This window comes from Pseudomonas sp. MF08875, from assembly GCF_059862525.1.
Window position 1 is genome coordinate 1 of sequence record NZ_JCBCUW010000040.1, and the last position, 18,879, is coordinate 18,879.

Here is an 18,879-nt window from a genome sequence, read left to right on the forward strand (position 1 = left end):
TGAGTCAGCTGCCGGTAATGCGTAGTCATCTGCGCTTGAATCCTTCGGTGTGAGAGCCTGGATTCTACCGGTGGCTGGCTCTCTGCCTCTCGTTTCAAGCGTTGCGCTTATTCTATGAATTCAGGCCTGGCAACTTCGCATACACCTCATACTTCTTTTCCCCTACCGAGACGAACTGAAACAACAACGGGGCATCGTCATCGTAGTCCGCCAGCGTCACAAACCGCGGAAATACCTTGTCAGCCAAGCCGGCTTCAAACTCGACACGTTGTTCAGCTGTAAGACGTTTGTTCAGAAGCTTGGTTTGAAGGTATTGCTGATTCAAAACCAGCGGATAACCATTAATATACAAATGCGCGGTAAATACGTCCGCACGCCCTTCGAAAGACATAAGACCACCTAAAATATCCATATAAAATGCAGACTAAAAAATGAACCCAACGAAGAGAGAGCATCACTTCGCAACATTCTCCACTTCAAAATAAAAACCCTAGTCACTCAGGAACTTTCTCAATTTTTAGTTCGCGACGCGCTTTAATCATGAGTTCCGCGTAAAGAACAGCCGCCTCAACAATATAGTCTGCACGGCCACCTGCCGTAGCGTTCGCCTGAATAAAGCGAGCAGTAATCTCATCCCAATAAGCAACTTCATCCGTAAAAACTCGCATCGTAAATCCTTTATTAGTTAGTCAGCCGCCCACTTCCTGCGAGCAACTTAAAACTAGACAAGCCATACCGAAAAATCCACAAAACAACTCAATACAAAATATAACTAGGCAAATAACTCGCCCTGCAACTCATCTAACAGAGCCTGGATCGCATCCAAACGCTGCTGTGGATCGTCCAGTTGCAGCAAGTCGATCTTGTCCAACTCGGTGAATGGCAGCAGGTAGGCCAACTGATTGGCCAGGGACTGCTGGCCGGCGGCGTCGGTGCCCATGTCCAAAGCTTCGACCATCGGGTGTTCGGCCAACGCCTTGAGCAGCGCCATCAAGTCGGCATCTTCGTCTTGCAGGGGCTGCTCGGGAAGCTCTTGGAGCCACTCGACATCGGCGACGGTCAATTGGTCGCGCTGCACCTGGGCGCTCAGCACCCGAAACCGCCGCCCACCCATCACGCGAATACCCAGCAAACCGTTGTCCTGCTGCTTGAAATCGATAATCCGCGCCTCACAACCGACCAGCGCATAGCCTTCGGGGGCGATGCCCATTTCGTCGCCGTCGAGCAGGCAGACCACGCCAAAACCGCTGCCCTGCTTCATGCAGCGGCCGATCATGTCCAAGTAGCGCGCCTCGAAAATCTGCAAGTCCAGGGTGCAACCGGGGAATAGCACCGTATTGAGAGGGAATAGCGCCAGGCTCATAAAAGCTTCCTTAAACCACCATCGATACCGCCAACGGCAGCAGCACCGCCGTGGCCACGCCCATCAGGCTCATTGCCAGCGCGGCGAAAGCGCCGCACTCGTCACTTTCCTGCAGGGCCACGGAAGTCCCCACCGCATGGGCAGTGATGCCCAGAGCCATGCCCCGCGCTTCGGGGCCATGGACGCCGAGGCGAGTGAGGATCGCCGGGCCGAAAATGGCGCCGATCACCCCGGTAATCAGCACGAACACCGCCGCCAGGGCGGCAACGCCACCGATCTGCTCGGCCACTAGCATGGCAATGGGCGACGTCACTGACTTGGGCGCCATGGTCATCAGGATCATGTGCTCGGCACCAAACCACCAACCCAGCGCCACGCCCAGTACGGTGGCCACCACGCCGCCAACCACCAGCGTAGTAAAAATCGGCCAGAACAACTGCCGGATACGCCGCAGGTTGAGGTACAGCGGCACGGCCAGGGCTACCGTCGCCGGGCCCAGGAGGATGCTGAGGATCTCGGTGCTTTTGCGATATTCGGCGTAGGTTAGGCCGCAGGCCAGCAGCACGCCGATCACCAGCAGCATCGACACCAGCACCGGTTGCAGGAAGATCCAGCGGGTTTTCTCGAACCCCGCCAGCACCAGTTGATAAGCGCCCAGGGTAATGCCGATGCCGAACAGCGGATGGTGCACCACTGCGGCCAAGGCGCCGTGCCAGTCGAGGATCATTGGTCGGCCTCCCGGTGGGCCTGGCGTTTGACCAGCCAGTTCATCAGCACGCCGATAAAAGCCATGGAAAGCACCAGCGACAGCACCAGCGCGCCGGCGATGGCCCAGAAATCCGCGGCGATGTCGGCGGCGTAGACCATCACCCCCACCGCTGGCGGCACCAGCAGCAGGGGCAGATAGCGCAGCAGGCTGCCAGCGGCCAGGCTCAGCGGCTCGCCCACTTCGCCCCGCGTAATCAGGAATGCCAGGAGCAGCAGCAGGCCGACAATCGGCCCCGGCAGCACCGGCAGGAACAGGTGATTGATCGCCGTGCCAAGCAATTGGAACAGCACCAGCCAGGTCAGCCCTCGCAGCAACATCCGCTATCTCCCGAAAAAAAGCGCCGGGCATTATAAGCACGCCGGGCGCTATGAACGGGTATTCGCCGGGGCGATGAAGGGTTGACCGGGACAAATGGCCATGATGATCTAAAGTGGTTCTGCTGCGGTGACACGCGCAGGACGGTGCGTCACCCACAAAAACGATAAAAACGATGAACCCAAGGAGAGTCTCAATGCCCTATGTCCCTGTTGCAGAGCTCAAAGATTATGTCGGCAAGGAACTTGGACGTTCCGACTGGCTCACTATCGATCAGGAACGCATCAACCTGTTCGCCGAGGCCACTGGCGATTTTCAGTTCATCCACGTTGACCCGGTCAAAGCCGCGCAAACCCCATTTGGCAGCACCATCGCCCACGGCTTTTTGTCGCTGTCGCTGATCCCCAAGCTGATGGAAGACATCCTGGTCCTGCCCGAAGGCCTGAAGATGGTGGTCAACTATGGCCTGGACAGTGTGCGTTTCATCCAACCGGTCAAGGTCAACTCCAAGGTACGGCTCAAGGTCGAATTGACCGAAGTCAGCGAGAAGAAACCCGGCCAATGGCTGCTCAAAGCCACCGCCACCCTGGAAATAGAAGGCCAGGAAAAACCGGCGTACATCGCCGAGCCCCTGTCCCTCGCGTTCGTCTAGGCCCCGCGCCCGCGAAACAGCCCGCGCTGTTTCGCTCGCCTCTTATGTAAGCCCCTTCGCTGCGGCATACTCGGTCGCTTAATTGCCGGGAACCCGCTATGCGCCCATTTGCACCCCTGTTGCTGACCCTGTTGCTCACCGCGTGTGGCGATGGCGAATCGCTATTGCCGCCCGACGCACGCCTGCCCGACGGCGGGCGCTATCGCGGTGACCTGGTCGCAGGCTTGCTCCAAGGCCAGGGCCGCATCGACTACCCCAATGGCAGTTGGTACGCCGGCCAATTCGACAACGGCCTGTGGCACGGCCAAGGCGAATGGCACGGCAGCGACGGCGAGGTTTACCGCGGGCAGTTCGAGCAAGGCCTGTTCCACGGCCAAGGGACCCTGACCACCCGCGACAGCAGCTACAGCGGCGGCTTCAAACTGGGCCGGCGCGACGGCGAAGGCACCCTCAAAGAGCCGGGCATGCTCTATCGCGGCGAGTTCAAGGCCGACCAGTATGCTGGCCTCGGGCGTCTGGAGCTGGACGACGGCAGCCAGTACCAAGGCCAGTTCGCCCGCGGCAAGCCCAACGGCGAGGGCCAGCGCGGCGACGCCAGCGGCAACCAGTTCAGCGGGCGCTTCGTCGATGGCCAACTGGAAGGCAATGGCACCTTCAACAGCGCCGATGGCGACATGTACGTCGGCGCCTTCAAAAACAACCAGCTCCACGGCAAGGGCCGCTACGAGAACGCCGACGGCGATGTCTGGATCGGCCAGTTCAGCGAAGGCGCGTTGAGTGGCAAGGGCGAGTTGATCGGCGCCGATGGCAGCCACTACGTCGGCCAGTTCAGCGACTGGCGCTTCACCGGCCAGGGCCGTTTGAACCTCAGTGACGCCAGCTTCTATATCGGCCAGTTCGACAACGACAGCTACCAGGGCCAGGGCACCTTGGTGCTCAGCGACGGCACGGTACAACGCGGCGTGTGGGCCAATGGCCAGCGCGTGCGCGATGAAACCGGAAAATGGCTGCCCGACCCCCTGGAGGTAGGCCTGCTGGCCCAGGGCCACCTGTTGGAGCAGGTCCTGGCCGCCGTGCCTGCCTCGACACCGGCCATCGAGCTGTACAGCCTGACCCTGGGCGGCGACGGCAAGCAAAGCGTGTTTTTGCGCGAATCGGACTACGTCAGCAACATGCTTGCCAGCCGCTTCGGCGCCCACGGGCAGATTCGCCTGGTCAACCACCGCGACCACCTCGCCGACCGCCCCATGGCCAGCCGCGAAACCCTGCGCCGCGCCGTCCTGACCCTGGCCGAACGCAGCGGCCCGGAAGACCTGGTGTTCATCTACCTGACCAGCCACGGCAGCGCCAGCCATGAACTGGTGCTCGACCAACCGCGCATGGAACTGGCCGACCTGCCCGCCGCCGAACTGGCCACCGTGTTGGCGCCGCTGAAGAACCGCGACAAAGTCGTGGTCATTTCCGCCTGTTATTCCGGCGGTTTCATCGCCCCGCTCAAAGACGAACGCACCCTGGTAATGACCGCCTCGCGCGCCGACCGCGTGTCGTTCGGTTGCTCCGAAGAGGCCGATTTCACCTACTTCGGCGACGCCCTGTTCGCCCAAGCGCTGAACCAGACCGACGATTTACAGCACGCCTTCGCCCTGGCCCAGGCCACCGTGGCCGAGCGCGAACTGCAAGACAATTTCGATCCATCCGAGCCCCAGATCTGGGCACCCAAGGGCGTACTAGCGCACTGGCAGCAGCTACGCAAACAACAAGCAAGATCGGCGCTCGAAAGCGCCAAGGTGGCAAACAGCAACTAAGCTCACTTGTAACAAGGGGGAAACACCATGTACCTGACACCTGCCCATGTCCTGCTCGCCGGCGCCACCGGCCTGACCGGCGAACATCTGCTCGATCGGCTGCTCAACGAGCCGACTGTCACCCGCGTACTGGCACCCTCGCGCCGCCCATTGGCCGCACACCCGCACCTGGAAAACCCGGTGGGCGACCCGGCGGTGTTCCTCCCTCAACTCAGCGGTCGTGTCGACATCGCCTACTGCTGCCTGGGCACCACTCTCAAGCAGGCCGGCAGCGAAGCGGCGTTTCGCGCGGTGGATTTCGACATGGTCGTGGCCTTCGCCCAACGCGCCCGGGACATGGGCGCCCGGCACCTGATCGTCATCAGCGCGATAGGCGCCGACCCCACGTCTTCGGTGTTCTACAACCGGGTCAAAGGCGAAATGGAGCAGGCCCTCAAGGCCCAAGGCTGGCCGCAACTGACCATCTGCCGCCCTTCGCTGCTACTGGGCGAACGCCTGGAGCCGCGCCTGGGCGAACAACTGGCGGCGCCCCTGGCCAAACTCATCCCCGGCAAGTACCGCGGTATCGAAGCCTGCCACCTGGCCCGCGCCATGTGGCGCCTGGCCCTGGAGGAGCAGGACGGCGTGCGAATTGTGGAGTCGGACGAGTTGCGGCGCCTGGGCAAGTAGCCCTACAACCCACCCGTGGCCTGAACGCCAACGCCCAACACGGTCAACACCGACAGCGGCAACAGCAGGGTGTCGAGCAAAGCGCTGGCCGGCAGGTCCAGGCCCGGATAACTCGGTGCCGGCGCGCCAAAGCGGTCCATGGCGCAGCAACCGCCCTGCAAGGCGTATACGTCCAGCCGCGTTCCCGCATACACCACCGGCGCCCCGGGTTTGGCGGCGTCCAGGGTGCGCACCGTGGCACAACCGCCCAGTTGCAGGGCGAGCAACAGCGCTAGCAGGCCTTTACTCATCGCTACTCAAATGGTGCTCGCCCCAGCGCGGCAGCATGTCCTGGGGAATGTCGAGCAGGTTGAGAATGCGTGCCACCACGAAATCGATCAAATCATCGATGGTCTGCGGCTGGTGATAGAACCCGGGCGAGGCCGGCAAAATGGTCACGCCCATGTTCGACAGTTTGAGCATGTGCTCCAGGTGAATGCTCGAATACGGCGCCTCGCGGGGCACCAGAATCAACTGGCGGCGCTCCTTGAGGGTGACATCGGCGGCGCGCTCGATCAGGTTATTGCACGCGCCAGTGGCAATCGCCGACAAGGTGCCGGTGGAACACGGCACCACCACCATGGCCGCCGGCGCGCCCGAGCCGGACGCCACCGGCGACATCCAATCCTCCTTGCCGTACACGCGGATCTGCCCGGCGGCCGCGCCCGTGTACTCGGTGAGGAAGGCTTGCATCATCTGGGTCTTGGGCGGCAGCGAGACGTCGGTCTCGGTGGCCATTACCAGTTGCGCCGCCTTGGAAATCAGGAAGTGCACCTCGCGGTCTTCGCGCACCAGGCAGTCGAGCAGGCGCAAGCCGTACTGCGCGCCGGAAGCCCCGGTCATTGCCAGGGTGATGCGCTCCGGGCCGCTCATTGCAGCGCCTCGGCGAGCTTGCCATGCAGGCCGCCGAAGCCGCCGTTGCTCATGATGACCACGTGGGTGCCGGGGCGGGCCTGGCTTTTCACCCGCTCGATGATGCCTTCCAGAGAGTCGCTGACAATCGAGGGCACCGTGCACAGCGCCGCGATGCTGGCCAGGTCCCAGCCCAGGTTGGCCGGGGCGAACCAGATCACCTGGTCGGCATCGACCACGCTTTGCGGCAAGCCGTCGCGGTGGGCGCCGAGTTTCATCGAGTTGGAACGCGGCTCGATGATGGCGATCACCGGCGCATCGCCCACGCGCTTGCGCAGGCCATCGAGGGTGGTGGCAATGGCGGTGGGGTGGTGGGCGAAGTCGTCGTAAATGGTAATGCCGCGCACCTCGGCGACTTTCTCCATGCGCCGCTTGACGCTCTTGAACGCGCTCAGCGCGGCGATACCCATGGCCGGCACAACGCCGACGTGGCGTGCGGCGGCCAGGGTGGCCAGGGCATTGGCGACGTTGTGCTGGCCGGTCATGTCCCACTCGACCACGCCATGGGCCACGCCCTCGAACAGCACCTCAAAGCGCGAGCCGTCCTCGCTGAGCAGCTTGGCCTGCCATTGCCCACCTGCGCCGGTGGTTTGTACCGGGGTCCAGCAACCCATCTCGATCACCCGCTGCAACGCCGGTTCGGTGGTGGGGTGGATAACCAGGCCTTCGCTCGCAATGGTACGCACCAAATGGTGAAATTGCCGTTCGATAGCCGGCAGATCGGGGAAGATGTCCGCATGATCGAACTCAAGGTTATTGAGGATCGCGGTGCGCGGGTGGTAATGGACGAATTTCGAGCGTTTGTCGAAGAAGGCGCTGTCGTATTCATCCGCCTCGATGACGAAGAACGGCGTATCGCCCAGGCGCGCCGACACCGAAAAATTCTGCGGCACACCGCCGATCAGGAAACCCGGGCTCATGCCCGCGTGCTCCAGCACCCAGGCGAGCATGCTGCTGGTGGTGGTCTTGCCGTGGGTGCCGGCCACAGCCAAGACCCAACGGCCTTGCAGCACATGGTCGGCCAGCCACTGCGGGCCGGAGACGTAGGGCAAGCCCTTGTTCAGCACATACTCGACCGCCGGGTTACCCCTGGACATGGCGTTGCCGATGACCACCAGGTCCGGAGCCGGGTCGAGCTGCGCCGGGTCGTAGCCCTGGGTCAGGACAATGCCCTGGGCCTCCAGTTGCGTGCTCATCGGCGGGTAGACGTTAGCGTCGGACCCGGTGACGTGATGGCCCAATTCTTTGGCCAACACCGCCATCGAACCCATGAAAGTGCCGCAGATACCGAGAATATGAATGTGCATAGTCGACCTCGTAAAACATCGCGGCAGGTTAGCGCAGGGTGGCTGGATGCGCACCTGGAGTTTGCCCCTCACCTCCCACCACCCCATCACTGTGGGAGCGGGGCCTTGCCCGCGATGGGCTGGTGCAGGTGCTGCATGTCTACCCGCCCATCGCGAGCAGGCTCGCTCCCACAGCGGAAAAATGAACATCCCAGCCACACCACCGTTCAACTGTGGGAGCGGGCCTTGCCCGCGATGGGCTGGTGCAGGTGCTGCATATCTACCCGCCCATCGCGAGCAGGCTCGCTCCCACAGCGGAAAAATGAACATCCCAGCCACACCACCGTTCAACTGTGGGAGCGGGCCTTGCCCGCGATGGCGGCATTGCTGCCAATACACATCTGGCAGATACACAGTCAGCACACCCGGGCAAACCGCCCGCTACCGCGCAATCCCATGCTTGCGCAGTTTGCGATAGAGGGTGTTGCGGCTTACCCCCAGTTGGGCGGCGGTGTGAGTCATGTGCCAGCGCTGCTGCTCCAGGGCCGTGAGCAAGGCCAGGCGTTCGGCGTCGTCGAGGGGGAATTCGCCCGGCACGGTACTTTCATTGGCGGTCGCAGGCACTGGGGCTTGGCGGATCAGCGCCGGCAAGTCCGGCAAACCGATGCGCCCGTCCTCGCACAACGCCGCCAGGGTGCGCAGCACGTTGCGCAGTTGTCGCACGTTGCCCGGCCAGGCGAAATCCAGCAGCGCCTGGCGCGCCGGGGCGTCGAGCAGCACGCTGTGGCCGCCCGCCTCCTCGGCCAGGAGAAAGTCGAGCAACTGGGATTTGTCGCTGCGCGCACGCAACGCCGGCAAGGCGATTTCCAGGCCATTGAGGCGGTAATACAAGTCTTCACGGAAACTGCCGTCGCGCACCCGCTCCAGCAGGTCGCGGTGGGTTGCGCTGATGATGCGCACGTTCACCGCCACAGGTGCGCCGCCAATGGGCACCACCAGCCGATCCTCCAGCACCCTTAATAGCCGGGTTTGCAACGCCAACGGCATATCGCCGATTTCATCGAGGAACAAGGTCCCGCCGTCGGCCTGTTGCAGCTTGCCGCGCATGCCATCCTTGCGCGCGCCGGTGAAACTGCCGCCGCGATAGCCGAACAGTTCGCTCTCGATCAGGCTTTCCGGGATCGCCGCACAGTTGAGGGCGACGAACGCTTTGTCCGCGCGCTGGCTGGCCTGGTGCACAGCCTTGGCGAACGCCTCCTTGCCGGAGCCGGTTTCGCCATGGATAAGCAGCGGCACATCGCGCTCGAACACCCGCAGGGCCTTGCGAAAATTCTCCTGCAAACCCGCATCGCCCAGGCACAGGCCCGGCAGCGTCGCCCGTGGCGTAACCGGCGGCGCCACTTGCGGGGCGGGGCTCGGCACGCGGCGCGCCTGGCCGCGCAACAGGGCGAACAAGCCACGCCCGTCGCGGGTGCGCAGCGGCCAACTGGCGCTGGCGTCGACGCTGGCCCGTTCTAGCAACTGGTCGAGGGAGCAGTCGAAAAAGTCTTCCACCGCGTGCCCCAGCAGCCCGCCGCGCCCCACCCCCAGCAGGTTCAGTGCGCTCTGGTTGACCGCACAGATACGCCCTTCACCATCGAACGCCAGCAACCCTTCGCTGAACAAACCCACCGACTCGGCCTGCAAGTGAAAGCGCAACAGCCATTGGTTATCGAAATAGCGCAGGAAATAGCAGCTCTCGATCATCTTCGCCGAGAGGTTGACCAGGGCCATGGTGTGGAACTGGCTCTGGCGCGAGACATCGTGGCGCGCCGACGACACGTCGAGCACCGCCAGCAATTGGCCATGGGGGTCGAACACCGGGCTCGCCGAGCAGGTCAGGCCCGTGTGGCGGCCGCGAAAGTGTTCGTCCTGGTGGATGGTCAAGGCCTGGCGCTCCACCAGGCAGGTGCCGATGCCGTTAGTGCCTTCGCAGGCCTCGCTCCAGTCGGCGCCGAGCCACAGCCCGGCACGCTCGAAGATGCGCCGCTCGGTGGGCGCGGTCACGCAATTGAGGATCACCCCGCGCGCATCGGTGAGCAGCACCGCGTGGCCGGCGCCGCAGAGCTGCTGGTGCAGGCTGTTCATTTCGCCTCCGGCAATGTGCAACACCTGCTGCAAACGCTCGCGGCTTTCCAGCACACGGCCGTGTTCGAGCACGGTGGGCGCCATGGCCAGGGCGGGGTCGAGGTGATAGTCCTCAAGGCAACGCAACCACGAGCGGGCAATCGACGGGTCGCTGCCCGGGCCCTGCAAGTGGGCCTTGCCCTGGGTCACCGTCAGCACCTGCTGGGCGTGACGGCTCAGATGGTTGTTGAGCATTTTTTATTGTTCTCCTGCGCCAGGGCTGAAAGGGCGAACCCAAGACACGCGAAGGCCCAGCATCCTCCTGCGCGTGGCCGATTGCAATCACACCGCGACCGAGGAGTCACAGGCTGTACCGCTTGCGGTACAAAGTGTCACTTTGGCTGTATCGAAACTGCCACGCCGGGCGCCCTGCAGCGTCTACGACAAACGCCAAACCCTTGATTTTGCTGGCGCGCCGGGCAGTGGCCCGACCTTTGCTCTAGGCTTATGCAAGCGCCACGGCGCGTCCTCCCCTATAAGCACAAGAGCCAGGAGATACTCACCATGCGTTACGCACACCCCGGTACTGAAGGCGCCATCGTTTCCTTCAAGGCCAAGTACGGCAACTACATCAACGGCGAGTTCGTGGCGCCGGTCAAAGGCCAGTACTTCACCACCACCTCGCCGGTCAACGGCCAGCCGATTGCCGAATTTCCCCGCTCCAGCGCCGAAGACATCGACAAAGCCCTGGACGCCGCCCACGCTGCCGCTGATGCCTGGGGCAAGACCTCAGTGCAGGACCGCGCCCTGGTGCTGCTGAAAATCGCCGACCGCATCGAACAGAACCTCGAAGTGCTGGCCATCACCGAAACCTGGGACAACGGCAAAGCGGTGCGCGAAACCCTCAACGCCGACATTCCCCTGGCTGCCGATCACTTTCGCTACTACGCCGGCTGCATCCGCGCCCAGGAAGGCAGCAGCGCCGAAATCAACGAACACACCGCCGCCTATCACTTTCACGAGCCGTTGGGTGTGGTCGGGCAGATCATCCCGTGGAACTTCCCGATCCTGATGGCCGCGTGGAAACTCGCCCCGGCCCTGGCCGCGGGTAACTGCGTCGTGCTCAAACCCGCCGAACAGACGCCCCTGGGCATCAGCGTGCTGATGGAGCTGATCGGCGACCTGCTGCCACCGGGCGTGCTCAACGTGGTGCAAGGTTTCGGCAAAGAGGCTGGCGAAGCGCTGGCCACCAGCAAGCGCATCGCCAAAATCGCCTTCACAGGCTCCACGCCTGTGGGCGCGCACATCATGAAGTGCGCGGCCGACAACATCATCCCGTCCACCGTGGAGCTGGGCGGCAAGTCGCCGAACATCTTCTTTGAAGACATCATGAAGGCCGAGCCGCAGTTCATCGAAAAAGCCGCCGAAGGCCTGGTGCTGGCGTTCTTCAACCAGGGCGAAGTGTGCACCTGCCCGTCCCGCGCCTTGGTGCAGGAGTCGATCTACGACGAGTTCATGCAAGTGGTGATGAAAAAGGTCGCGCAGATCAAACGCGGCGACCCTCTCGACACCGACACCATGGTCGGCGCCCAGGCGTCCGAGCAGCAGTTCGACAAAATCCTCTCGTACCTGGAAATCGCCAAGGGCGAAGGCGCGCAATTGCTCACCGGCGGCAAGGTAGAAAAACTCGAAGGCAACCTGGCCAGCGGCTACTACATCCAGCCAACGCTGCTCAAGGGCACCAACCAGATGCGCGTGTTCCAGGAAGAAATCTTCGGCCCGGTAGTGAGCATCACCACCTTCAAGGACGAAGCCGAAGCCCTGGCGATTGCCAACGACACCGAGTTCGGCCTGGGCGCCGGCCTGTGGACCCGCGACATCAACCGCGCCTACCGCATGGGCCGGGCGATCAAGGCCGGGCGCGTGTGGACCAACTGCTACCACCTGTACCCGGCCCACGCCGCGTTCGGCGGCTACAAAAAGTCCGGCGTCGGCCGCGAAACCCACAAAATGATGCTCGACCACTACCAACAGACCAAAAACCTGCTGGTGAGCTACGACATCAACCCACTGGGCTTCTTCTAACCCCCGACCGGCCCGCTCCCACACTTGGCGTGCATTCCGCTGTGGGAGCGAGCCGGCTCGCGAAAATGGCAATCCGTTCTAGAACCAGGCTGGCAGTACCGGCCCCCACAGATGATCGTCGCAAGCCGCTGCACCTCTTCCGGCACACAGATGCCGGGCTAAAACAATAAAAATTGAAGGTGATCCATCATGCCAAGCGAACCTACTGGCTCCTCCGTCGATTTTGAAAAAGTCGGCAGCGAATACTTCCAACAACGCGAACTGAAAAAAGGCGCCGCCGGCTGGGTACTGTTGGTCGGCCTCGGCGTGGCCTACGTGATTTCCGGCGACTACGCCGGGTGGAACTTCGGCCTGGCCCAGGGTGGCTGGGGCGGGATGTTCCTGGCCACCTTGCTGATGGCCACCATGTACCTGTGCATGTGTTTTTCCCTGGCCGAACTGTCGTCCATGATCCCCACCGCCGGCGGCGGCTATGGCTTTGCCCGTAGCGCATTCGGGCCCTGGGGCGGGTTTCTCACCGGCACGGCGATCCTGATCGAATACGCCATCGCCCCCGCCGCCATCGCGGTGTTTATCGGCGCGTATTGTGAGTCGCTGTTTGGCATAGGCGGCTGGGTGATCTACCTGGCGTTCTACATTCTGTTTATCGGCATCCACATTTTCGGCGTGGGCGAAGCGCTCAAACTGATGTTCATCATCACCGCCGTCGCCGCCATTGCCCTGGGGGTGTTCCTGGTGGCGATGGTGCCGCACTTCTCGGTCGCCAACCTGCTGGATATCCCGGTCACCGAAGCGGTGGGCGCCAGCAACTTCCTGCCCTTCGGCTATGTCGGGGTGTGGGCGGCGATTCCTTACGCCATCTGGTTTTTCCTCGCCGTCGAAGGTGTGCCCCTGGCGGCCGAAGAAACCAAGAACCCCAAGCGCGACCTGCCGCGCGGCCTGATCGGCGCCATGCTGGTGCTGCTCAGCTTTGCCTTGCTGATCTTGGTGATCGGCCCCGGCGGCGCAGGCGCCAACGCCTTGCTGACCTCGGGCAACCCGTTGGTCGAGGCGCTGGCCAAGGCTTATGGCGGTTCCACCTGGATGGGCAGTTTCGTCAACCTGGTGGGCCTGGCGGGGTTGATCGCCAGTTTCTTCTCGATCATCTACGCCTACTCGCGGCAGATCTTCGCCTTGTCCCGCGCCGGCTACCTGCCGCGCAAGTTGTCCCAGACCAATAAAAGCAAGGCGCCGGTGCTGGCGCTGATTATCCCCGGCATCATTGGTTTCGGCCTGTCGCTGACCGGCCAGGGCGACCTGCTGATTCTGGTGGCCGTGTTCGGCGCGACCATTTCCTACGTGCTGATGATGGCCGCGCACATCACCCTGCGTATCCGCCGCCCCAAAATGGAGCGCCCGTACCGCACCCCGGGGGGCATCTTCACCTCGGGTGTGGCTCTGGTGCTGGCCTGTATCGCCGTGGTGGCGGGCTTTCTGGTGGACCCGCGGGTGGTGATTGGCGCAGCCATCATCTATGGAGTATTAATTGCTTACTTTGCTTTCTACAGCCGGCATCACTTGGTAGCAGGCACGCCCGAAGAAGAATTCGCGGCCATTCAAAAAGCGGAAGAAGCCTTGCACTGACCGCCGAAAACCTCGGCCCCGGGGCCTACCTCGGGGCTGCCAAGGAGAACCTGTATGGCAAGTTTTTCCCATGCCGTCGGCGCCATGACCTATCGGTTCGACGACCTCAAGGACGTCATGGCCAAGGCCAGCCCGGCCCGCTCCGGCGACTTCCTGGCCGGCATCGCCGCCCTCAATGACGGCGAGCGCGTCGCGGCGCAAATGGCCCTGGCCAATATCGAACTCACGCATTTTCTGCAAGAAGCGCTGATCCCCTACGAAAACGACGAAGTCACCCGGCTGATTATCGATACCCACGACAAAGCCGCGTTCGCCACGGTCAGCCACCTGACCGTGGGCGGTTTTCGCGACTGGCTGCTCAGCGAGGCCGCCGACGAGCACAGCCTGCGCGCCCTGGCGCCGGGCCTGACCCCGGAAATGGTCGCCGCCGTGTCAAAGATCATGCGCGTGCAGGACCTGATCCTGGTGGCGCAGAAAATCCGCGTGGTCACGAAGTTCCGCGGCACCCTGGGCCTGCGCGGGCGCCTCTCGACGCGCCTGCAACCCAACCACCCCACGGATGAGCCGGCGGGCATCGCCGCGAGCATTCTCGATGGCCTGCTCTACGGCAACGGCGACGCCATGATCGGCATCAACCCGGCCACCGACAGCATCGCCTCGATCTGCGCCCTGCTGGAAATGCTCGACGCGGTGATCCAGCGCTACGAAATCCCCACGCAAGCCTGCGTGCTAACCCACGTCACCACCTCAATCGAAGCGATCAATCGCGGCGTGCCGCTGGACTTGGTGTTCCAGTCGATTGCCGGCACCGAGGCGGCCAACGCCAGTTTCGGCGTCAGCCTCAGTGTTTTGCAGGAAGGCTACGACGCGGGCCTGAGCCTCAAACGCGGCACCTTGGGGCAAAACCTCATGTACTTCGAGACCGGCCAGGGCAGCGCGCTGTCGGCCAACGCCCACCACGGCCTCGACCAGCAAACCTGCGAAACCCGCGCCTATGCCGTGGCCCGACACTTCAAGCCGTTTTTGGTCAACACCGTGGTCGGCTTCATCGGCCCGGAGTACCTGTACAACGGCAAGCAGATCATCCGTGCCGGCCTCGAAGACCACTTCTGCGGCAAGCTGTTGGGCGTGCCCATGGGGTGCGACATCTGCTACACCAACCACGCCGAAGCCGACCAGGACGACATGGACACCCTGCTGACCCTGCTGGGCGTGGCCGGGATCAACTTCATCATGGGCATCCCCGGCTCCGACGACATCATGCTCAACTACCAGACCACCTCCTTCCACGACGCCCTCTACGCCCGCCAGACCCTGGGCCTCAAACCGGCCCCCGAGTTCGAGCAGTGGCTGGCGAAAATGGGCATCTTCACCCAGGCCGACGGCAACGTGCGCTTTGGCCACAACCTACCGCCAGCCTTCCGCCAGGCCTTGGCGCAACTGGGATGAGCGAGCACAGCATGGACAAACCGACCCCCAACCCCTGGCTGCCACTGCGCACCCTGACGCCTGCGCGCATCGCCCTGGGCCGCACCGGCACCAGCATGCCCACCGGCGCGCAACTGGATTTCCAGTACGCCCACGCCCAGGCCCGCGATGCAGTGCACCTGGCCTTCGACCACGGCGAACTGAGCCGCCAATTGGCCGAGCGTGGCCGCGACAGCCTGCTGCTGCACAGCGCCGCGCCCGACCGCCACAGCTACCTGCAACGCCCCGACCTGGGGCGGCGCCTGAGCGATGAGTCGGCGCACACCCTGCGCGAACACGCCCAGGCCTACCCCGGCGGGGTGGATTTGGTGGTGGTGGTGGCCGATGGTTTGTCGGCACTGGCAGTGCATCGCCATACCCTGCCGTTCCTCACGCGCCTGGAAGAACAAGCCGCCAGTGATGGCTGGACAATCGCCCCAGTGATACTGGTGCAACAGGGCCGCGTGGCCGTGGCCGACGAAATCGGTGAACTGCTGGGGGCGAAAATGACCGTGATCCTCATCGGCGAACGCCCCGGCCTCAGTTCCCCGGACAGCCTGGGGCTGTATTTCACCTACAACCCCAAGGTCGGCCTGACCGACGCCTACCGCAATTGCATCTCTAACGTGCGCCTCGAAGGCCTGAGCTACGGCATGGCCGCCCACCGCTTGCTCTACCTGATGCGCGAGGCCTGCCGGCGCCAACTGTCGGGGGTCAACCTCAAGGACGAAGCCCAGGTGCACACACTTGAAAGCGATTCCACGGGCAATCCAGGCAATTTCCTACTCGGTCCACAGAATGACTGAACGGTACTGCGATTGCGCTTTTGCCATGGTTTAGGCAGCATCAAGCCACTACTCGCCGTTACTCCCACAAGCAGTTGAGGCCCCCTCATGCGGATTACCCAAGCGACCCTCGAACACCTGGACCTGTTGACCCCTCTGTTCGTCAAGTACCGCGAGTTCTATGGCGCTCTGGCCTATCCGGACTCCTCCCGGGCCTTCCTGGAAAAGCGCCTGCGGCGCAAGGAATCGGTGATCTACCTGGCCCTGGGCGATGACGGCAAACTCATGGGCTTTTGCCAGCTCTACCCGAGTTTCTCGTCCCTGTCCCTCAAGCGCGTGTGGATCCTCAACGACATCTACGTCGCCGAAGATGCCCGCCGCCAATTGGTCGCCGATAACCTGATCCGCACGGCCAAGAAAATGGCCAAGGAAACCAACGCCGTGCGCATGCGGGTGTCCACCAGCAGCGACAACGAGGTGGCGCAGAAAACCTACGAATCCATCGGTTTTCGCGAAGACAGCGAGTTCAAGAACTACGTTCTGCCCATCAGCGACGAATAAACCCCGCACAAGGGGGCGCCGCCCGCCCCCAATGCCACCGAGACATCCCCCGCTACAAAACCACCACGCACAGCCCTCCCATGTCCGTATAATGCGGGCCTTTTCCGCTTGTAAGAAAACCTACACAGCCGTGTAGCTCATCGCTCTAGCACGGGCCCGCCGAGTCGGGCCGTCACCACAGGTGCCTTCCATGGATTTCAACCCGCTCGACCTTATCCTGCATCTCGATGTGTACCTCGACCTGCTGGTAACCAACTACGGGCCATGGATCTACGCCATCCTGTTTTTGGTGATCTTCTGCGAGACCGGCCTAGTGGTGATGCCCTTCCTGCCAGGTGACTCGCTGCTGTTCATCGCGGGCGCCGTGGCGGCGGGTGGCGGCATGGACCCGGTATTGCTAGCGGGCCTGTTGATGCTGGCAGCGATATTGGGTGACAGCACCAACTACGTGATCGGGCGAACGGCCGGGGAACGGCTGTTCAGCAACCCCAATTCAAAAATCTTCCGCCGCGACTACCTGCAACAAACCCACGACTTCTACGACAAGCACGGCGGCAAAACCGTGACCCTGGCGCGCTTCCTGCCAATCATCCGCACCTTCGCGCCCTTCGTCGCCGGCGTGGCGAAAATGCCCTACCCACGCTTCTTTGCCTTCAGCGTGTTCGGCACCATCCTCTGGGTTGGCGGCCTGGTGACCCTGGGCTACTTCTTCGGCAACGTGCCGTTCATCAAGAAGAACCTCTCGCTGCTGGTGGTGGGCATCATTCTCCTGTCGTTGCTGCCGATGATTATCGGCGTGGTGCGCAGCCGCCTCGCCCGCTCGGCCTCCAAAACCCAGCCGCGCTGACACCATGTGGTCGCTGCGCGCCTGGCGCCGTCAACGCACCCTCGCCAAGCACCCCGTTGCCGACGAAACCTGGCAACTGGTGCGCCATCACCTGAGTTTTCTTGACGGTTTGAGCGAGGCCGAGGACCAGTGGCTGCGCGAGGCCAGTGTGTTGTTCCTGGAGGAAAAGCACCTGACCACCCTGCCCGGCGTCGAGCTGCACCAAGAGCAGCGCCTGCTGCTGGCCGCCCAGGCCCAGTTGCCGCTGCTGCACCTGGGGGACTTGCCCTGGTACCGCGGCTTCCACGAAATCGTGCTCTACCCGGACGACTTCCTCAGCCCCCAGCGCCATCGCGACGCCAACGGCGTGGAACACGAATGGGACGGCGAGCACAGCGGCGAAGCCTGGCAACAGGGGCCGATCATCCTCGCCTGGCCCGGCGTGGAGGCCAGCGGCGGCTGGGAAGGCTACAACCTGGTGATCCACGAACTGGCGCACAAACTCGACATGCTCAACGGCGACGCTAATGGCTTGCCGCCACTGCACAGCGACATGCGCGTCAGCGACTGGGCCAGCGTCATGCAGCACGCCTACGACGACCTCAACCGCCAGTTGGACCGCAACCCCGACGCCCCGACCGCCATCGACCCCTACGCCGCAGAAAACCCCGCCGAGTTCTTCGCCGTCACCAGCGAATACTTCTTCAGCGCCCCCGACCTACTCGCCGACGCTTACCCGCAGGTCTATGAGCAACTGCGCCTGTTCTACCGCCAGGACCCACTGGCCAGGCTCAAACAACTGCAGGCCAGCCATCCGGCCTACGCCGCACACGACTAAGGTCTACACGACCTCTGGTACGTGGCAAGGCCTTGAGAATATGCCTATAATCGCCGCCACTTTTTGGCCAATCCGGCCGAGTCAATCGGCCAACCACGGGGGCATCGCCCAATGAGCTACAGCAAGATTCCGGCTGGCAAAGACCTGCCGAACGACATCTACGTCGCCATCGAAATTCCGGCAAACCACGCGCCGATCAAATACGAAATCGACAAAGACAGCGACTGCCTGTTCGTTGACCGTTTCATGGCCACCCCCATGTTCTACCCGGCCAACTACGGCTTCATCCCCAACACCCTGGCTGACGACGGCGACCCCCTCGACGTGCTGGTCGTGACCCCGTACCCGGTTGCGCCAGGCTCGGTCATCCGCGCTCGCCCGGTGGGCATCCTGCACATGACCGACGACGGTGGTGGCGATGCCAAAGTCATCGCAGTCCCGCACGACAAACTGTCCCAACTGTACGTGGACGTGAAGGAATACACCGATCTGCCAGCCCTGCTGCTGGAACAGATCAAACACTTCTTCGAGAACTACAAAGACCTCGAAAAAGGCAAATGGGTGAAGATCGACGGTTGGGGCGACGCCGAAGCCGCCCGCACCGAGATCCTGAAATCGGTTGCCGCCTACAAAGGCTGAACCCGACATCAGCCCCCCAAAAAACCCCGCTAGCCGGGGTTTTTTTATGGCCGCGTGAATCGCCGCACACTCAAATGTTTAATATTTAAGTACATGTCGTACTAAACGTTTATTTCACATTGAAACAATAAAAAACAAC

Annotated in this window: 20 protein-coding genes; 11 read left to right on the forward strand and 9 right to left on the reverse strand. The window is 62.7% G+C overall.

From position 1 onward, the window contains the following. Window positions 1–112: 112 nt before the first annotated feature. The 5 genes from AC19YT_RS20820 to AC19YT_RS20840 form a co-directional block, all read right to left on the reverse strand. On the reverse strand, window positions 113–412 hold the full coding sequence (locus AC19YT_RS20820) for a hypothetical protein (protein ID WP_500610908.1): 300 nt from the start codon (window positions 410–412) through the stop codon (window positions 113–115). Window positions 413–494: 82 nt separating this feature from the next. After that, the gene (locus tag AC19YT_RS20825) at window positions 495–668 is read right to left on the reverse strand and encodes a hypothetical protein (protein ID WP_500610909.1); all 174 of its coding nucleotides are present in this window, start codon (window positions 666–668) and stop codon (window positions 495–497) included. A gap of 104 nt (window positions 669–772) precedes the next feature. Further along, entirely contained in the window at window positions 773–1,363 is a 591-nt protein-coding gene (locus AC19YT_RS20830) for an LON peptidase substrate-binding domain-containing protein (RefSeq protein ID WP_095109619.1), read from the reverse strand. A gap of 10 nt (window positions 1,364–1,373) precedes the next feature. Continuing rightward, window positions 1,374–2,090 carry an LrgB family protein gene (locus AC19YT_RS20835; RefSeq protein WP_095109620.1) on the reverse strand — a complete coding sequence of 239 codons (717 nt, stop codon included), beginning with the start codon at window positions 2,088–2,090 and terminating at the stop codon, window positions 1,374–1,376. Beyond that, window positions 2,087–2,449: a CidA/LrgA family protein gene (locus tag AC19YT_RS20840; protein ID WP_095109621.1), complete on the reverse strand. Its 363-nt coding sequence runs from the start codon at window positions 2,447–2,449 to the stop codon at window positions 2,087–2,089. The genes AC19YT_RS20835 and AC19YT_RS20840 overlap by 4 nt, the downstream gene beginning before the upstream one ends. A gap of 194 nt (window positions 2,450–2,643) precedes the next feature. Here AC19YT_RS20840 and AC19YT_RS20845 point away from each other — a divergent pair, with 194 nt between their 5' ends. From AC19YT_RS20845 to AC19YT_RS20855, 3 genes are all read left to right on the forward strand, one after another. After that, window positions 2,644–3,099 (forward strand): MaoC family dehydratase, encoded by a 456-nt coding sequence (locus AC19YT_RS20845; RefSeq protein WP_095109622.1) that lies wholly within the window; start codon window positions 2,644–2,646, stop codon window positions 3,097–3,099. 98 nt (window positions 3,100–3,197) lie between these two features. Next, window positions 3,198–4,904: a C13 family peptidase gene (locus AC19YT_RS20850; protein ID WP_500610910.1), complete on the forward strand. Its 1,707-nt coding sequence runs from the start codon at window positions 3,198–3,200 to the stop codon at window positions 4,902–4,904. A 27-nt stretch (window positions 4,905–4,931) separates the two neighbouring features. Further along, complete coding sequence (locus tag AC19YT_RS20855) at window positions 4,932–5,573, forward strand: oxidoreductase (RefSeq protein WP_500610911.1); 642 nt, start codon at window positions 4,932–4,934, stop codon at window positions 5,571–5,573. Window positions 5,574–5,575: 2 nt separating this feature from the next. Here AC19YT_RS20855 and AC19YT_RS20860 read toward each other — a convergent pair whose 3' ends face one another. From AC19YT_RS20860 to AC19YT_RS20875, 4 genes are all read right to left on the reverse strand, one after another. Next, window positions 5,576–5,863: a YceK/YidQ family lipoprotein gene (locus AC19YT_RS20860; RefSeq protein ID WP_095109625.1), complete on the reverse strand. Its 288-nt coding sequence runs from the start codon at window positions 5,861–5,863 to the stop codon at window positions 5,576–5,578. Next, window positions 5,856–6,485, reverse strand: a complete 630-nt coding sequence (gene ubiX, locus AC19YT_RS20865) for a flavin prenyltransferase UbiX (protein ID WP_095109626.1) — start codon at window positions 6,483–6,485, stop codon at window positions 5,856–5,858. Before ubiX ends, AC19YT_RS20860 begins: the two co-directional genes overlap by 8 nt. Further along, window positions 6,482–7,831 (reverse strand): UDP-N-acetylmuramate:L-alanyl-gamma-D-glutamyl-meso-diaminopimelate ligase, encoded by a 1,350-nt coding sequence (gene mpl, locus AC19YT_RS20870; RefSeq protein ID WP_095109627.1) that lies wholly within the window; start codon window positions 7,829–7,831, stop codon window positions 6,482–6,484. The genes ubiX and mpl overlap by 4 nt, the downstream gene beginning before the upstream one ends. Window positions 7,832–8,251: 420 nt before the next feature. Further along, window positions 8,252–10,171, reverse strand: a complete 1,920-nt coding sequence (locus AC19YT_RS20875; protein ID WP_500610912.1) for a sigma-54-dependent Fis family transcriptional regulator — start codon at window positions 10,169–10,171, stop codon at window positions 8,252–8,254. A gap of 309 nt (window positions 10,172–10,480) precedes the next feature. Here AC19YT_RS20875 and exaC point away from each other — a divergent pair, with 309 nt between their 5' ends. The 8 genes from exaC to ppa all read left to right on the forward strand — a co-directional run bounded on the left by exaC (window position 10,481) and on the right by ppa (window position 18,740). Beyond that, a complete protein-coding gene (exaC, locus tag AC19YT_RS20880) occupies window positions 10,481–12,001 on the forward strand; it encodes an acetaldehyde dehydrogenase ExaC (RefSeq protein ID WP_095109629.1) in 1,521 nt (506 codons plus the stop codon). 189 nt (window positions 12,002–12,190) lie between these two features. Beyond that, window positions 12,191–13,624, forward strand: a complete 1,434-nt coding sequence (gene eat / locus AC19YT_RS20885) for an ethanolamine permease (RefSeq protein WP_500599551.1) — start codon at window positions 12,191–12,193, stop codon at window positions 13,622–13,624. A gap of 54 nt (window positions 13,625–13,678) precedes the next feature. After that, complete coding sequence (locus AC19YT_RS20890; RefSeq protein ID WP_500610913.1) at window positions 13,679–15,073, forward strand: ethanolamine ammonia-lyase subunit EutB; 1,395 nt, start codon at window positions 13,679–13,681, stop codon at window positions 15,071–15,073. Next, the gene (gene eutC, locus AC19YT_RS20895) at window positions 15,070–15,897 is read left to right on the forward strand and encodes an ethanolamine ammonia-lyase subunit EutC (RefSeq protein WP_371856237.1); all 828 of its coding nucleotides are present in this window, start codon (window positions 15,070–15,072) and stop codon (window positions 15,895–15,897) included. The genes AC19YT_RS20890 and eutC overlap by 4 nt, the downstream gene beginning before the upstream one ends. An 87-nt stretch (window positions 15,898–15,984) precedes the next feature. Continuing rightward, window positions 15,985–16,437: a GNAT family N-acetyltransferase gene (locus AC19YT_RS20900; RefSeq protein ID WP_095109632.1), complete on the forward strand. Its 453-nt coding sequence runs from the start codon at window positions 15,985–15,987 to the stop codon at window positions 16,435–16,437. 190 nt (window positions 16,438–16,627) lie between these two features. Then, window positions 16,628–17,284: a DedA family protein gene (locus AC19YT_RS20905; protein WP_095109633.1), complete on the forward strand. Its 657-nt coding sequence runs from the start codon at window positions 16,628–16,630 to the stop codon at window positions 17,282–17,284. Window positions 17,285–17,288: 4 nt separating this feature from the next. After that, entirely contained in the window at window positions 17,289–18,101 is an 813-nt protein-coding gene (locus AC19YT_RS20910) for a M90 family metallopeptidase (protein WP_500610914.1), read from the forward strand. A gap of 111 nt (window positions 18,102–18,212) precedes the next feature. Next, on the forward strand, window positions 18,213–18,740 hold the full coding sequence (ppa, locus tag AC19YT_RS20915) for an inorganic diphosphatase (RefSeq protein ID WP_095109635.1): 528 nt from the start codon (window positions 18,213–18,215) through the stop codon (window positions 18,738–18,740). Window positions 18,741–18,879 lie beyond the last annotated feature (139 nt).

Bases quoted from the DNA above. Each gene is read 5' to 3' on its own strand.
- AC19YT_RS20820 (WP_500610908.1), bottom strand. From the start codon at position 412: ATGGATATTTTAGGTGGTCTTATGTCTTTCGAAGGGCGTGCGGACGTA.
- AC19YT_RS20825 (WP_500610909.1), bottom strand. From the start codon at position 668: ATGCGAGTTTTTACGGATGAAGTTGCTTATTGGGATGAGATTACTGCT.
- AC19YT_RS20830 (WP_095109619.1), bottom strand. From the start codon at position 1,363: ATGAGCCTGGCGCTATTCCCTCTCAATACGGTGCTATTCCCCGGTTGC.
- AC19YT_RS20835 (WP_095109620.1), bottom strand. From the start codon at position 2,090: ATGATCCTCGACTGGCACGGCGCCTTGGCCGCAGTGGTGCACCATCCG.
- AC19YT_RS20840 (WP_095109621.1), bottom strand. From the start codon at position 2,449: ATGTTGCTGCGAGGGCTGACCTGGCTGGTGCTGTTCCAATTGCTTGGC.
- AC19YT_RS20845 (WP_095109622.1), top strand. From the start codon at position 2,644: ATGCCCTATGTCCCTGTTGCAGAGCTCAAAGATTATGTCGGCAAGGAA.
- AC19YT_RS20850 (WP_500610910.1), top strand. From the start codon at position 3,198: ATGCGCCCATTTGCACCCCTGTTGCTGACCCTGTTGCTCACCGCGTGT.
- AC19YT_RS20855 (WP_500610911.1), top strand. From the start codon at position 4,932: ATGTACCTGACACCTGCCCATGTCCTGCTCGCCGGCGCCACCGGCCTG.
- AC19YT_RS20860 (WP_095109625.1), bottom strand. From the start codon at position 5,863: ATGAGTAAAGGCCTGCTAGCGCTGTTGCTCGCCCTGCAACTGGGCGGT.
- ubiX (WP_095109626.1), bottom strand. From the start codon at position 6,485: ATGAGCGGCCCGGAGCGCATCACCCTGGCAATGACCGGGGCTTCCGGC.
- mpl (WP_095109627.1), bottom strand. From the start codon at position 7,831: ATGCACATTCATATTCTCGGTATCTGCGGCACTTTCATGGGTTCGATG.
- AC19YT_RS20875 (WP_500610912.1), bottom strand. From the start codon at position 10,171: ATGCTCAACAACCATCTGAGCCGTCACGCCCAGCAGGTGCTGACGGTG.
- exaC (WP_095109629.1), top strand. From the start codon at position 10,481: ATGCGTTACGCACACCCCGGTACTGAAGGCGCCATCGTTTCCTTCAAG.
- eat (WP_500599551.1), top strand. From the start codon at position 12,191: ATGCCAAGCGAACCTACTGGCTCCTCCGTCGATTTTGAAAAAGTCGGC.
- AC19YT_RS20890 (WP_500610913.1), top strand. From the start codon at position 13,679: ATGGCAAGTTTTTCCCATGCCGTCGGCGCCATGACCTATCGGTTCGAC.
- eutC (WP_371856237.1), top strand. From the start codon at position 15,070: ATGAGCGAGCACAGCATGGACAAACCGACCCCCAACCCCTGGCTGCCA.
- AC19YT_RS20900 (WP_095109632.1), top strand. From the start codon at position 15,985: ATGCGGATTACCCAAGCGACCCTCGAACACCTGGACCTGTTGACCCCT.
- AC19YT_RS20905 (WP_095109633.1), top strand. From the start codon at position 16,628: ATGGATTTCAACCCGCTCGACCTTATCCTGCATCTCGATGTGTACCTC.
- AC19YT_RS20910 (WP_500610914.1), top strand. From the start codon at position 17,289: ATGTGGTCGCTGCGCGCCTGGCGCCGTCAACGCACCCTCGCCAAGCAC.
- ppa (WP_095109635.1), top strand. From the start codon at position 18,213: ATGAGCTACAGCAAGATTCCGGCTGGCAAAGACCTGCCGAACGACATC.